Here is a 12,856-nt window from a genome sequence, read left to right on the forward strand (position 1 = left end):
ACAAGCACTGGTATACCAGTGGAGTCAATGGCGGTAGACTTCCGGACATGGCTGACGACACCCGATCCGGGGGACCACTGCTGTCCGCGCGGGACCGCACCTTGGACACCCTCCGTCGCGCGGTCATCACCCTGGAGCTCAAGCCCGGGGCGCCGCTGTCCGAGAACGAGCTCGCCGCCGAGCTCGCGGTGAGCCGCACGCCCGTGCGCGAGAGCCTCATCCTCCTGCGGGAGGAGGGCCTGGTGGAGGTGTACCCGCAGGTCGGGAGCTTCGTCTCGCTCGTGGACCCCGAACGCGTCGCCCAGGCGCAGTTCATCCGGGAGGCGGTCGAGTGCACCTCCCTCGCCCAGGCGCGGCCCCCCTTCTCGCCCGAGCACATCGCCGACCTGCGGGCCAACCTCCAAACGCAGCGCGACGCCGAGGCCGCGGGGGACCACGACCGGTTCTTCGAGCTGGACGAGGAGTTCCACCGGGCCCTCCTGGCCCTGGCCGGGCACGAGAGCGCCTGGGGGACGGTGAACGCGGCCAAGGCCCACCTGGACCGCGCGCGCAGGCTGAGCCTGATCGACACCCGGCCGATGGGGGTGCTCGCCGAGCAGCACACGCAGGTGGTGGACGCGATCGAGGCGGGCGACCTCGACGACGCGGTCCGGGCGCTCCGCTCGCACCTGCGCGCCGTCTTCGAGGACGTCGAGCGCATCCGGGCGGTCTCGCCCGAGTACTTCTCGGACGGGCGCCCCCGGCGCCCGGTCCGGCGGAGCGTGTCCTCGCTGAGGTAGGGGCGCTCCCGCGCCGAACGGGGGACGCGAGGTTCCCGCGCCGGTGGGCACACGGGCCCGGACGGCGCTCCCGCGCCCGCCGTGCCCCGGCCCGCGGGGGCCCCGCACCCCGGGAGCGGGTACGCGGAAGGGGACGGATCCCTGAGCCGGTGACCGGTCGCGGGCCCGGCGGACGCGGGCAGTAGGTTGGCGGTGACGAGGCGGGGCCGCGTGGGAGCGGCGGTCGACGGGAGCGGTCCATGGAACTGGCGAAGGTGCACCCCGAACTGCGGCAGGCGGTGAAGCGGGTGCCCGCCCTGCCCCTGCACCGGCCCCGGCTGCGCAACCTGCTCAGGGCGGCCCAGCGCGGCCTCGGCCGCGACGCGGTCGTCGACGGCGTGCGGTTCCGGGACCTGTCCGAGGACGGCGTCGACGTGCGCGTCTACGAGCCGGAGGCCGGCGCGTCCGGCGCCGGGCTGCTGTGGATCCACGGCGGGGGGCTGGTCATCGGCCAGCCCTCGCAGGACGACCGGTTCTGCTCCACCGCCGCGCGCGACACGGGCCTGGTCGTGGTCTCGGTCGACTACCGGCTCGCGCCGGAGCACCCCTTCCCGGCCGCGTCCGACGACTGCGTCGCCGCCTGGGACTGGTTCCAGCGCTCGTGCGAGCGGTTCGGGGTGGACGCGGACCGGATCGTCGTCGGCGGGCAGAGCGCGGGCGGCGGACTCGCCGCGTGCCTGGTGCAGAGGCTCCACGACCGCGGCGGGGTCCAGCCCCGCGCGCAGCTGCTCGGCTGCCCGATGCTCGACGACCGGACCGCGGCCCGGACCGAGCTGGACGGCGAGCGGCACTGGGTCTGGAACAACCGCCTGAACCGGTTCGGCTGGCACGCCTACCTGGGCCGGGAGCCGGGGGGCGAGGCCGAGCCCTACGCCGCGGCCGCCCGGCGCGACGACCTCCGGGGCCTGCCCCCGGCGTGGATCGGCGTGGGCGACATCGACCTGTTCTTCGAGGAGGCCACCGGCTACGCGCGCCGGCTGCGCGAGGCGGGGGTGGACTGCGAGCTGGAGGTCGCCCCCGGCGCGCCCCACGGCTTCGAGGCCTGGGCGCCCGACGCCCCCGTGTCCGAGGACTTCTCCCGCCGGAGCAGGGGATGGCTCGCCCGGGTGGTCTCGGCCGGGAACGCGTAGCGCGCTCCGGCCCCGGAGCGCGAGGGCCCGCGGCCCCGGAGCCGCCGCCGGAGTCCGCCCACGGGCGGTCCGGGGCCGCCCGCCGGCCTCCGCCCGGCCGCCGGCACGGCCGGGAGCCACGGGGCCGCCGGACCGATCCGCCGGCCTCCCGTGTTGTGGCCGGATTCCGGCCGCAACCCCTCGTACCGTGCGAGGCGAACCGCGACCCCGCGGAACACGAGCACGAGGAGACACCTGATGCGCATCGCCGTGACCACCCCCACCGGCACCGTGGGCCGCCACGTCGTCAACGGCCTCGTCCGGGCCGGAGCGCGCCCGCTGCTGCTCATGCGCGACCCCGCCCGCCTCGACCCGGCCCTCGCCGGCCTGGTGGACCCGGTCGCCGTGGACCAGGGCGACGGGGCCGCGGTCGTGGCCGCGACCGCGGGCGTCGACACCCTGTTCTGGGTCGATCCGCCCACCCCCACCGACGACCCGGTCGCCGCGTACGCCCGCTTCGGCGCGCACGCCGCGCGCGCCGTCACCGCCAACGGGATCCGCCGCGTCGTCTTCCTGAGCAGCGTGGGCGCGGAGCGCCGCTCGGGCGCGGGGGAGATCGACGGGCTGGCCCGCACCGAGCAGCTGCTGGACGGCACCGGCGCGGACGTGGTGCACCTCAGGTGCGGCTTCTTCTTCAGCAACCTGCTGATGGAGCTGGACTCCATCCGGTCCGGCGCCATCCGGGTCGTGCTGCCGGTGGACCACCCGATGCCGTGGGTCGCGCCGCGCGACATCGCCGAGGTGGCCGTGGGCCGACTCCTCAACCCCGGGTGGACCGGCCGGGTCGTCCAGGCCGTGCACGGCCCCGCCGACCTGTCCTGGGAGCAGGCCGCGGCGGTCGTCGCCGACGTCACCGGCCGTCCCGTGCGGGCGGAGCGCATCGCCGACGAGCGGATGCGCGACACCCTCGCGGGGGCGGGCCTGGGCCCCGGCCTGGTCGAGGCGGTGATGGGCATGTCCACCGGGCTGCGCGACGGCTTCAGGCCGGAGCAGTCGCGCACCGCGGCGACCACGACGCCGACCACCCTGGCCGCGTGGTGCCAGGACGAGCTGCGACCCCTCCTCTGAGGGGCCGTCCCGGGCGCGCCCCCGAAGGACGGCGGAGGTGCGCCCGGAGGCCGTTCCCACTCACGGCGGAACGGCCTCCGCAAGGGCGGCCGTCCCGGGCGGGAGGGTGCTACGCCCGCGCGGTGCCGCACCAGTCGGCGATGAACAGGGCGATGCTCTTGGTGATCCGCCGGACGGACTCCACCTCCACGCGCTCGTCGAACCCGTGGATGGCCTCGGAGACGGGACCGTAGACGAGGGTGGGGATGTCGCCGTAGAGCGTGAAGACGCGGCCGTCCAGGTAGCCGGGGGTCGTGAAGCTCCGGAGCTCGGACCCGAACACCCGCTCGTGGGACCGGGCGAGCACGGCCTCGGCCTCACTGCCCTCCTCCAGGACGTAGCCCTCGGCGTAGAACCCGGTCCGGGTGGCCACGGCGGAGATCGGGTGGCCCTGGGCGTCGGACGTGACGGACTCCAGCGCGCCGGTCAGCTCCTCCCACGCCTGGTCGGCGGTGACGCCCGGGTAGAGGGCGGCCCGCACCTCGATCTCGCACCAGGCGGGCACGCTGGACGGCCAGTCGCCGCCCCTGATCGTGCCCAGGTTGAAGTTGATCGGGTGGTCGAGGTCCTCGAAGTGGCGGTGGGAGCCCCGTTCGGCGTTCCACCGCTCCTCCACGCGGCGCAGCTCGCCCATCACGTGGTGGGCGGCGTCGATGGCGTTGAAACCGGAGCTCATCTCGCGCGGGTGCGTGGGGACGCCCGCCACGCGGACCGTGAACCAGATGACCCCCGTGTTCGCGCGGACGAGCATGTCCTCCTCGGGCTCGGGGATGACGACGGCGTCCGCCGTGTACCCGCGCATGAGCGCGGACAGCGACCCGTTGCCCGTGCACTCCTCCTCGACCACCGACTGGAAGTGGATGGGCGCGGCGGGGGAGAGGCCCGCGGCGCGGACCGCGTCGAACGCGAACAGGTTGGCGACCAGGCCCGCCTTCATGTCCCCGCTGCCCCGGCCGTGGAGCCAGCCGTCGATGACGGGGGCGTCCCACGGGGAGCGCGACCACGCCTCCTCCGGGCCCTCGGGGACGACGTCCACGTGCCCGTTGAGGATGAGGGACCGCCCCGTGTGCTCGGTCGGCCGGTAGGTGCCGACCACGTTCGTCACGCCCTCGTAGGAGACCGTGCTCGGCCCGTAGCCCACATGCTCGGAGAGCTGTGCGGCGTCCAGCTCCCACCGGTCCATCGCGAAGCCGCGCCGCTCCATCTCGGCGTACAGCAGGTCCTGGGCGGAGCCCTCGCGGGTGCGCAGGGACGGGTGGCGGACCAGTTCGGCCGTCAGCTCCAGCTGGGCGTCGAAGGCCGCGTCGACCGCGTCGCAGATCCTGCGGGCATCGTCGGCGTGCATGGGGTGGTTCCTCTCGTTCGGGGCGGTGCGGTTCAGGAGACGATGGACTTGTCGGTGATGCGCAGGCGCTCCCCGTAGGCGCCGCCGACCGCCGAGAGGAGCGCGATCACGACGAGGATGAGCGCGGCGGACCAGGAGGCGTTGCCGGAGGCGGCGAGGAAGGCGGTGGCGATCAGGGGCAGGAACCCGGTCAGCGCCCCCGCGAGGTTGTAGCCCAGGGAGACCCCGCTGTAGCGCAGGTGCGGCGGGAACAGGTCGGTGAGCAGGGCGCCGGTGACGGCGTAGGCGATGGTGACCAGGGCGATGCCGGCCGTGACCGCGAGGACGATGGCCAGGGGGTCCCGCGTGTCGATGAGCCAGAACAGCGGGAAGGCCGCGGCGGCGGTCGCCAGCGAGCCCGCCACGGTCATGCGGCCCGGTCCGAAGCGCTCGGCCAGGCGCCCGGCGAACACGGTGACGACGATCTGGAGGGCGGCGGCGACCAGGGTGGCGTTGACCATGACGCTCCGGTCGACGCCCAGGGTGTTGGTGCCGTAGCTGACCACGAACGTGGTGATCATGTAGAACCCGCCGACGCCCAGCATGGCCGCGGCGACGGCGACCAGCAGACGGCCGCCCGCCTGGCGGAAGACGTCCAGGGCGGGGATCCTGGAGCGCTCCTCCTGCTCGACGAGGTCCTGGAAGATGGGCGACTCCTCGACCTTGAGGCGGATGTACAGGGCGATGCCCAGGAGCGGGAACGCGGCGAGGAACGGCAGGCGCCACCCCCAGGCGTCGAAGGCCTCGCCGGGCAGCATCAGGACGAGGGCGAACGCGCCGGAGGACACGAGCGTGCCCACGGGGGAGCCGACCTGCACCAGGGCGGCGAACCGGCCCCGGGTCTCGATCGGGGCGTGCTCGACGGCGATGGTCACGGCGCCGCCCCACTCCCCGCCCACGGCCAGGCCCTGGAGGAGTCGCAGCACGGTGAGCATGACGGGCGCGGCCAGGCCGATGGAGCCGAAGTCGGGCAGCAGGCCGATCAGGCCGGTGGCGCAGCCGATCATGACGATCGTCGTGAGCAGGGCCGGCCGCCTGCCGAAGCGGTCGCCCATGTACCCGAAGAGCAGGGCGCCCAGTGGGCGCGCGGCGAACCCGACCCCGAAGGTGGCGAACGCGGCGAGCGTGGCCGCGGTGCTGTCCAGCTCCGTGAAGAACAGCCGGTTGAACACCAGGGCGGCGGCGGTGCCGAAGAGGAAGTAGTCGTACCACTCCAGCGCGGTGCCGACGAACGCCGCCCAGGCGATGCGGGAGGCGTCCGCTCCGGAGACGGTCTTCGTTCCGCCGGGGGGCGGTGCTGGGGAGTCCATTGGGGGCCTTTCGTTCGGCGGTGCTCTGCTCGGCACCCCTCGTCGGTTCACCGGATGTGCCGTCCCCCAACGGGAGGGGGCGCACGGGGAGCGGGGGCGGCGTGGCGCCGCCCCCGCTGTAGTCCATGATCAGGGGGATCGGGTGACCTGGACAATGGTCATCCCCAACCGCCTCGCGCGTTCGACTGTGCGAACACACAACGAGGAGAGTCCCCGTGTCCTGGTCCGAAGAAGGCTCCCCCGGGGCCGTGGCCCTGCGCGCGTGCCTGCGCGAGGTCGACGCCCTCGCCCGCGCCTACCTTCTGGAGGTGCGCGGGGTGACCGGGTACCCGGAGGCGGCGATCGCCGACGAGGAGCTGCTGGCCACCGCGCGCGAGTCCCTGGAGTACCTCCTCCGGCTGGTGGCCGGACTGCCCGTGACCTCGGACCGGCGCTCCCTGTCCCGGGAGGTGGGCCGGCGCCGCGCCCGCCAGGGCATCCCGCTGGAGTCCCTGCTGCGCGCGGTGCGGATGGACTTCCGGTTCATCTGGAACGCGTTGCGCGAGCACGTGTCCGACGAGGACCTGGTGGCGTTCAGCGACGGGGTGCTCCCGATCTGGGACGCGGTGGAGCTCCACCTCACCGACGTCCACTCCGGGTACCTCGCGGAGCTGACCGCGATGCGCAGGCAGGCCGAGCACGAGAGGGTCTTCCTGCTGCGCAGCCTGTTCGAGGCGGAGCGGCAGGACCCCCACCTGGTCCGGCAGGTCGCACGGGCCCTGGACGCGGACGCCCGCGACCTGTTCGCCGTCGCGGTCGCCGCGCCCGGCCGCGAGGCCGAGCTGCGGGCGGCCGCCGCCCGAGCGGGGGCGGACGACATGCTCGTGGACCTGGACAGCGAGGTCCTGGCCCTCCTGCGGTGCCCCGACCCGGGAGGCGCGCCCCCCGAGTGGCTGCTCGGCCTGCCCGTGGGGCTCGCGCCCACCGCCCGCGGCGTCGCCGAGATCCCCCGCATGCGCCGTGTCGCCGCCAGGCTCGCGAGGGCGGTGCGACCGGGCGACGGGCGCGCCCTGCTGGTGCGCTCCGACTGGCCCGCCGTCGTCGTCCGCGAGCTCGGCGACGTGGCGGAGGTCCTGGCGGAGGAGGTCCTCGCCCCGCTCGACGGGCTTCCGGAGAGGGAGCGGTCGGCCCTGGTCGAGACGGCCCTGGCGGTGCTGGAGCGGGGGTCGGTCAGCGAGGCGGCGCACGCGCTGTACTGCCACCGCAACACGGTCCTGAACCGCCTGCGCCGGTTCGAGGAGCTGACCGGCAGGAACCCCGCGCGTCCGGGCGACGGCGCGCTCGTCCTGCTGTCCCTGGAGGCGGCGCGCGGACGCGGGGCCGAGGCGGACCCGCCCTCCTGATGCCCGGCCCGGGACCCGGTCGGGCCGGCGCCGTCAGGGTCGGCCGGGCGGGTGCTCCGGCGCGAACAGGACCAGGGCGCGCGCCGCCTCGCGGGGGACCGTGAGGTCCAGCCCCGTCACCTCGCGGAAGGCCTGGAGCCTGTTCACCACCGTGTTGCGGTGGCAGTACAGCGACGCCGCGGTGTCCTTGACCGAGCCCGTGGCCGTGTAGTGGGAGAGCGTCTCCATGAGCCTCGCCCTGGGCCCGGGCGCCAGCCGGGCCAGGCGCGCCGCGGCGCCGCCCCCGAACCCCGGCAGCACGCGGCGCACCTGGTCGCCCGCCACCGCGAACCACACGTCGTCCTCCCGGACCAGGCCGCCGCGCTCCCCGGCGTAGCGGGACAGGACCCTGGCCGCCCCGACGGCGGCGGGGACCGCGGCCAGCCCGGCCGCGTCGGCCACCAGGCCGCCCGCCACCCCCTCCAGGGAGGCCGCCCACCCGGGCCCGCCGACCTCCCTCACCAGCGCGATCCCGTCGTCGAACTCCCAGCTCAGGTGGCGTCCCCGCTCGCGCTCCCGGGTGATGCGGGCCTGCGCCCCGCCCCGGGCCGCGGAGGACGCGGCCACGAAGGCGACCTCGAACCGGCCGTGCTCGGGCAGGCCGAGCACGGCCGCCACCTCCGAGGCGACCTCCGCCGACCGCTCCCCGGAGTTGAGCAGGCGGGAGAAGGCCTGCGCCGTCACGGCGCGCGAGTCCCGGGCCAGGACGGCCCGCTCCTCCAGGAAGGCGGCCTGCACGTCGCTGATGTACTCCTCCACCGTCGTCAGGATCTCCTCGGCGTGCAGCACCAGGACCTCCGACGACCCGGGGCCGCCCGCCCGCACCAGCCCCGCCCAGATCACGCGGAAGTCGAGCCGGACCGCCTCCAGCAGCTTCTCCCTGGGGACCCCCTGGCGCGCCCGGCGCACGCCGAGCCGCTCCGGCAGGCCGCGCAGGCGGGCGGGCAGCGGGGCGCCCGCGATCCGGCGGATCAGCATGTCGAGGGTGTCGGAGGCGGTCCTGCGCAGGTCGTCCTCGGGGACCGCGCCGCCGGTGTAGCCGCCGAGGTCCCCCAGCCGCCGCAGGAAGTCGTCCACGAGGTTCTCGCGGTCCTCGGCGAGGAGTTCGAGCATCCGCGCCCACGTCGGGGGGCCGGGCGCGGTGTGCGCGGGGCCGGGTTCGGCGGTCATCGGGCCCTCCGAAAACGTCATCTGGGCGATACATGGGAGAAATGCCAGGGGTCGGCGCCGGTGGGGGCGTGCCGGGAGTTCGCAAACCCCCCTCCACCTGGGGCTATTCTGCTCGGTCGGCGGTTTCCCCCGCAAAAGGACCGTGGGCCCGTGTGCATTTACACAGTCTGGCGGGGAAATCGTGTGTGAATGCCGATTGAGCTCCGACCTGCGGCGCACCGAGTATGAGCCGAGACACACCGCGCTGTTTCCACAGCTCAACCGGAGACCTCCATGACCGCAAGCCCCACACCCCCCGTCGGCGCCGACCCCGCGGCAGCGGGCCGGGACCGCCTCGCGCCCGCGAAGATGAAGAGGATCGCGACCGCCAGCGTCATCGGCACCACCGTCGAGTGGTACGACCTCTTCCTGTTCGGCACCGCCTCCGCCCTCGTCTTCAACCAGGTCTTCTTCCCCGACCTCGACGGCGCGGTCGGCACCATCCTCGCCTTCCTGACCTTCGCGTCCGCCTACGTGGCGCGCACGGTCGGCGCGGTCCTCTTCGGCCACTTCGGCGACCGCCTCGGCCGCAAGTCGATGCTGCTCGTCTCCCTCATCACGATGGGCGCCGCGACCGTCGCCATCGGCCTGGTCCCCGACTACCGGGCCATCGGCGTCGCCGCCCCGCTGCTCCTGCTCACCCTCCGCCTCGTCCAGGGCCTGGCCCTGGGCGGCGAGTGGGGCGGCGCGGTCCTGATGACGGTGGAGCACGCGCCCCCGCACAAGCGGGGCTGGTTCGGCTCGCTCGTCCAGGTCGGCGTCCCGGCGGGAACCCTCATCGCCAACCTCGCCTTCCTCGGCGTCCTGGCCGCCGTCGACCACGACGCCCTGCTGACGTGGGGCTGGCGCGTGCCGTTCCTGCTGTCCGCCCTCCTCGTCGGCGTCGGCATCTACATCCGGCTCAACATCGAGGAGACCCCCAGCTTCCAGCAGGTCAAGGACCAGGGCGCCAAGGCGAAGCTCCCGTTCGCCCACCTGATGCGCCACTACTGGAAGCAGGTCCTCCTGGGCGGCGTGGCCACCCTGTCCACCGGCTCCACCTTCACGCTCCTGGTCACCTCCGGCGTCAACTACGGCACCGCCGAACTGGGGCACTCCGAGGACCTCATGCTGTGGGCGGTCCTGGTGGCCTGCACCCTGGCCTTCGTGGCCATCCCCGCCTTCGGGCGCCTCTCCGACCGCGTGGGGCGCAAGCCCGTGATCCTGGCCGGTGTGGCGGCCGAGGCCCTGCTGGCGTTCCCGTTCTTCTGGATGCTCGACACCGGCTCGGCCGCGCTCGTCTTCGCCGCCTACGCCCTGATGATGGTCGCCTTCTCCGCCAACTACGGCCCGATCGCCACCTTCCTCGCGGAGCAGTTCGGCTCCCGGATCCGCTACTCCGGCCTGTCCGTGGCGTACATGCTGTCCGGCCTCCTCGGCTCCGCGATCACGCCCGCCGTCACCGTCGGACTGCTCTCGCTCACCGGGCAGAGCTCGTCGATCGCCTGGTACATCCTCGGCGCCTCCCTGCTGTCCCTCATGGCGCTCCTGCTCCTGAAGTCCGTCGCAGGCGAGGACTTCGACGCCGCCGACGCCACCGGGGCGGACGGGACCGCGGGGACGGAGGTGCGGGCGTGACCCCCCGCAGACTCGGCGCGGTCGACGGACTCGCCGCGCCCGTGGGCGCGTTCTCCCACGCGGTCGTCGCCAACGGCTTCGTGTACACCTCCGGGCAGCTGCCCTCCGACGAGCACGGCGCGACCCCCGCCACGTTCGAGGAGCAGCTCACGCGCACCCTCGACAACCTCCGCACCGTCCTGGAGGCGGCCGGGAGCTCCCTCGCCCACGTCGTCAAGGTCAACGGCTACCTCACCGACCCCGGCCACCTGGAGACCTACAACCGGGTCTACCGGGCGGCGTTCGGCGACGCGCTCCCCGCGCGCACGACCGTCTGCGTGTCCCTGTGGGGAGTCGCGCTGGAGATCGACTGCGTCGCGGTCCTCGCCGACCGCCCCGGCGGGGGGACCGGTGCCGCCGATGCCTGACACCGGACCCGGCACCGCCGCGCTCCTGCGGGCGCTGGCCGGGGTGGAGCTGCCCACCCTCGGCCACGTCCTGGAGGAGGGGTTCTGCGACCCCGCCGTGCGCACCGTCACCCCGGGCGCCCCGCGCATGGGCGGTGAGGCGCTCACCGTCCACCTCGCCGAACCCGACGCCCTCGCGGTCAACCGCGCCCTCGTCCGGCTGCCCCGGGGCGGCGTCCTCGTCGTCGGGGTCGACGGCGGGGCGCACGCGCCCATCGGCGCCGTCACCGCCGCCGCGGTCTCCGCCCGCGGCGGCGCGGGGATCGTCGTGGACGGCCCCGTCACCGACCTCGCGGCGCTCAGGGACAGCGGCCTCCCCGTCTACGCGCGGGGCTCCACCTGCCGCACCACCAAGCGCCTGGGCACCGCCACCGAGGCGGTGGGCGCCCCCGTGACCGTCGGCGGGGTGCGCGTGCGGACCGGCGACCTCGTCCTGGGAGACGAGAACGGGCTCCTCGTGGTCGACCCGCGCACCTTCGACCGGTCCCTGGTCGAGGGCGCCCTGCGCTCCGACCGGGACGAGCCCGGCCTCGTGGCCCGCATCCGCGCGGGGGAACCCCTCACCGGCCTCCTCGCGCTCTGACCCGCCCCACCGGGGAGTCCGACGGCCTCCCCGCGCCCCGAACCGCCCCACCAGGAAGAAGGCACCGCCCCTCATGTCCACCACCGACCCCGCCCGCCCGCGCTCGGCGGGCCACCTCGTCGTCGCCCAGCTCGAACGCGAGGGGGTCCAGCGCGTCTACGGGGTACCGGGGGAGTCCTACCTCGACGTGCTCGACGGCCTGCACGACTCCTCCGTCACCACCGTGGTCACCCGCCACGAGGGCGGCGCCGGGTTCATGGCCCTGGCCGAGGGCCGGCTCACCGGCCTCCCGGGCGTCGCCATGGTCACCCGCGGGCCGGGCGCGGCGAACGCGTTCATCGCCGTGCACACCGCCCACCAGGACGCCACGCCGCTCGTGCTGTTCGTCGGGCTGATCCCCGTCGCCGACCGGGGGCGGGAGGCGTTCCAGGAGTTCGACCTCACCGCGTGGTTCGGCAGCACAGCCAAGGCCGTGGTCACCCTGGACGACCCGGCCGCGGCGGCCCGGGTGGTCTCCGACGCCGTGCGCCTCGCACGCTCGGGCCGCCCCGGGCCGGTCGTGGTCGGCCTGCCCGAGGACGTGATCCGGCTCTCCGCCGGGGGAGCGGACACGGTGGAGCCCCGCGCGCTGCCGTCCGGCCGCCCGGACGCCGACGCGCTCGCCCGGGCCCTCGCCCGCGTCGACCGGGCCGAGCGGCCCGTCGTCGTCGTGGGCGGCGAGAACTGGACCGACGCGGACGGCGCGGCGCTGGCCGCCTGGGCCGCCGCCCGCGACATCCCGGTGCTCGCCGACTTCCGCGCCTACGACGCCGTGCCCCACCGGCTGGACGGCGCCGACAGCCCCTACGCGGGCTCGCTCGGCTACGGCCGCTCCGACGCCGCGGCCGCACTCCTCGACGACGCCGACCTCGCCCTCTTCGTCGGCGCCTGCCGCACCGACGTGCTCAGCGACGGCTACACCCGGGGCGGCCGGGCCGAGACCGTCGTCGTCCTCCCCGGCGAACCCCTCGGACACAGCGGGCGACTGGACCAGCACCTCGTCGCGGACCCCGCCGGGTTCGTCGCCGCCCTCGCCGAGGCCGGGGGCGCACCGGTCCGGCACGACCCCGGGCGCCTGGCCGGGGCCCGGGACGCCCACACCGCCTTCTCCACCCCGGTCGCGGCGGCCGACGACGGGGGCTTCGTCGACCTCACCGCCGCCATGGGCGTGCTGCGCGAGGAGCTCGACGACGACGCCGTCATCACCTACGGCGCGGGCAACCACGCGGTCTGGCCCGCCCGTTACCTGGAGCACCGGTCCGCCCGCTCCCTCCTGGCGCCCCGCAACGGCGCGATGGGGATGGGCATCCCGGCCGCCGTCGCCGCCTCCCTCGTGCGGCCCGGGCGCCAGGTGGTCTCCGTCGCCGGGGACGGGTGCTTCCTCATGAACGGCCAGGAGATCGCCACCGCGATCGGCTACGGTGCGGTGTTCACGGCGATCGTCGTCGACAACGGCGTCTTCGCGACCATCCGCGAACACCAGGAGCGGCACTACCCGGGGCGGCCCTCCGGCACCCACCTCACCAACCCCGACTTCGCCGCACTGGCACGCTCCTACGGCGGGTACGGGGAGACCGTGACCGCCACCGCCGACTTCCGGGGCGCCCTGCGCCGGGCCCTGGAGAGCGGGCTCCCCGCGGTCCTGCACGTCAGGCAGGACCCCGCGGTCCGCGCCCCCGGCGCCTCCTGACCCGGGGCCGGCGCCCCGCACCGACACCACCCACCCGTGCCCGACGAGCAGAGGAACGAGGCC

General features: G+C 75.1%; 11 protein-coding genes. 8 read left to right on the forward strand and 3 right to left on the reverse strand.

What is annotated here, in order from left to right:
* Positions 1–47 precede the first annotated feature (47 nt).
* From ACFQBR_RS23530 to ACFQBR_RS23540, 3 genes are all read left to right on the forward strand, one after another.
* On the forward strand, positions 48–779 hold the full coding sequence (locus ACFQBR_RS23530; protein ID WP_344182600.1) for a GntR family transcriptional regulator: 732 nt from the start codon (positions 48–50) through the stop codon (positions 777–779).
* Between the two features lie 239 nt (positions 780–1,018).
* The gene (locus ACFQBR_RS23535; protein ID WP_344182598.1) at positions 1,019–1,948 is read left to right on the forward strand and encodes an alpha/beta hydrolase; all 930 of its coding nucleotides are present in this window, start codon (positions 1,019–1,021) and stop codon (positions 1,946–1,948) included.
* Between the two features lie 237 nt (positions 1,949–2,185).
* Positions 2,186–3,055 carry an NAD(P)H-binding protein gene (locus ACFQBR_RS23540; RefSeq protein ID WP_344182596.1) on the forward strand — a complete coding sequence of 290 codons (870 nt, stop codon included), beginning with the start codon at positions 2,186–2,188 and terminating at the stop codon, positions 3,053–3,055.
* A 109-nt stretch (positions 3,056–3,164) separates the two neighbouring features.
* Here ACFQBR_RS23540 and ACFQBR_RS23545 read toward each other — a convergent pair whose 3' ends face one another.
* Together ACFQBR_RS23545 and ACFQBR_RS23550 are read right to left on the reverse strand one after the other, a co-directional pair.
* Entirely contained in the window at positions 3,165–4,439 is a 1,275-nt protein-coding gene (locus ACFQBR_RS23545) for an ArgE/DapE family deacylase (RefSeq protein WP_344182594.1), read from the reverse strand.
* A 32-nt stretch (positions 4,440–4,471) separates the two neighbouring features.
* Positions 4,472–5,788 (reverse strand): MFS transporter, encoded by a 1,317-nt coding sequence (locus ACFQBR_RS23550; protein ID WP_344182592.1) that lies wholly within the window; start codon positions 5,786–5,788, stop codon positions 4,472–4,474.
* 215 nt (positions 5,789–6,003) lie between these two features.
* Between ACFQBR_RS23550 and ACFQBR_RS23555 the strand changes: the two genes are divergently transcribed.
* Entirely contained in the window at positions 6,004–7,170 is a 1,167-nt protein-coding gene (locus ACFQBR_RS23555; protein ID WP_344182590.1) for a helix-turn-helix domain-containing protein, read from the forward strand.
* Between the two features lie 33 nt (positions 7,171–7,203).
* Here ACFQBR_RS23555 and ACFQBR_RS23560 read toward each other — a convergent pair whose 3' ends face one another.
* Positions 7,204–8,379 carry an RsbRD N-terminal domain-containing protein gene (locus ACFQBR_RS23560; RefSeq protein WP_344182588.1) on the reverse strand — a complete coding sequence of 392 codons (1,176 nt, stop codon included), beginning with the start codon at positions 8,377–8,379 and terminating at the stop codon, positions 7,204–7,206.
* 273 nt (positions 8,380–8,652) lie between these two features.
* Between ACFQBR_RS23560 and ACFQBR_RS23565 the strand changes: the two genes are divergently transcribed.
* The 4 genes from ACFQBR_RS23565 (at position 8,653) to ACFQBR_RS23580 (ending at position 12,793) form a co-directional block, all read left to right on the forward strand.
* Entirely contained in the window at positions 8,653–10,035 is a 1,383-nt protein-coding gene (locus tag ACFQBR_RS23565; RefSeq protein ID WP_344182586.1) for an MFS transporter, read from the forward strand.
* Entirely contained in the window at positions 10,032–10,442 is a 411-nt protein-coding gene (locus ACFQBR_RS23570) for a RidA family protein (RefSeq protein WP_267945601.1), read from the forward strand. The genes ACFQBR_RS23565 and ACFQBR_RS23570 overlap by 4 nt, the downstream gene beginning before the upstream one ends.
* On the forward strand, positions 10,435–11,064 hold the full coding sequence (locus ACFQBR_RS23575; RefSeq protein ID WP_344182584.1) for an RraA family protein: 630 nt from the start codon (positions 10,435–10,437) through the stop codon (positions 11,062–11,064). The genes ACFQBR_RS23570 and ACFQBR_RS23575 overlap by 8 nt, the downstream gene beginning before the upstream one ends.
* A 73-nt stretch (positions 11,065–11,137) precedes the next feature.
* Positions 11,138–12,793 (forward strand): thiamine pyrophosphate-dependent enzyme, encoded by a 1,656-nt coding sequence (locus ACFQBR_RS23580; protein WP_344182582.1) that lies wholly within the window; start codon positions 11,138–11,140, stop codon positions 12,791–12,793.
* Positions 12,794–12,856 lie beyond the last annotated feature (63 nt).

The organism is Nocardiopsis tropica, from assembly GCF_042660575.1.
Taxonomy (GTDB): domain Bacteria; phylum Actinomycetota; class Actinomycetes; order Streptosporangiales; family Streptosporangiaceae; genus Nocardiopsis; species Nocardiopsis tropica.

What these genes read in the sequence shown, in the direction of transcription:
- ACFQBR_RS23530 (WP_344182600.1), top strand. Translation starts at nt 48, where the DNA reads ATGGCTGACGACACCCGATCCGGGGGACCACTGCTGTCCGCGCGGGAC.
- ACFQBR_RS23535 (WP_344182598.1), top strand. Translation starts at nt 1,019, where the DNA reads ATGGAACTGGCGAAGGTGCACCCCGAACTGCGGCAGGCGGTGAAGCGG.
- ACFQBR_RS23540 (WP_344182596.1), top strand. Translation starts at nt 2,186, where the DNA reads ATGCGCATCGCCGTGACCACCCCCACCGGCACCGTGGGCCGCCACGTC.
- ACFQBR_RS23545 (WP_344182594.1), bottom strand. Translation starts at nt 4,439, where the DNA reads ATGCACGCCGACGATGCCCGCAGGATCTGCGACGCGGTCGACGCGGCC.
- ACFQBR_RS23550 (WP_344182592.1), bottom strand. Translation starts at nt 5,788, where the DNA reads ATGGACTCCCCAGCACCGCCCCCCGGCGGAACGAAGACCGTCTCCGGA.
- ACFQBR_RS23560 (WP_344182588.1), bottom strand. Translation starts at nt 8,379, where the DNA reads ATGACCGCCGAACCCGGCCCCGCGCACACCGCGCCCGGCCCCCCGACG.
- ACFQBR_RS23565 (WP_344182586.1), top strand. Translation starts at nt 8,653, where the DNA reads ATGACCGCAAGCCCCACACCCCCCGTCGGCGCCGACCCCGCGGCAGCG.
- ACFQBR_RS23575 (WP_344182584.1), top strand. Translation starts at nt 10,435, where the DNA reads ATGCCTGACACCGGACCCGGCACCGCCGCGCTCCTGCGGGCGCTGGCC.
- ACFQBR_RS23580 (WP_344182582.1), top strand. Translation starts at nt 11,138, where the DNA reads ATGTCCACCACCGACCCCGCCCGCCCGCGCTCGGCGGGCCACCTCGTC.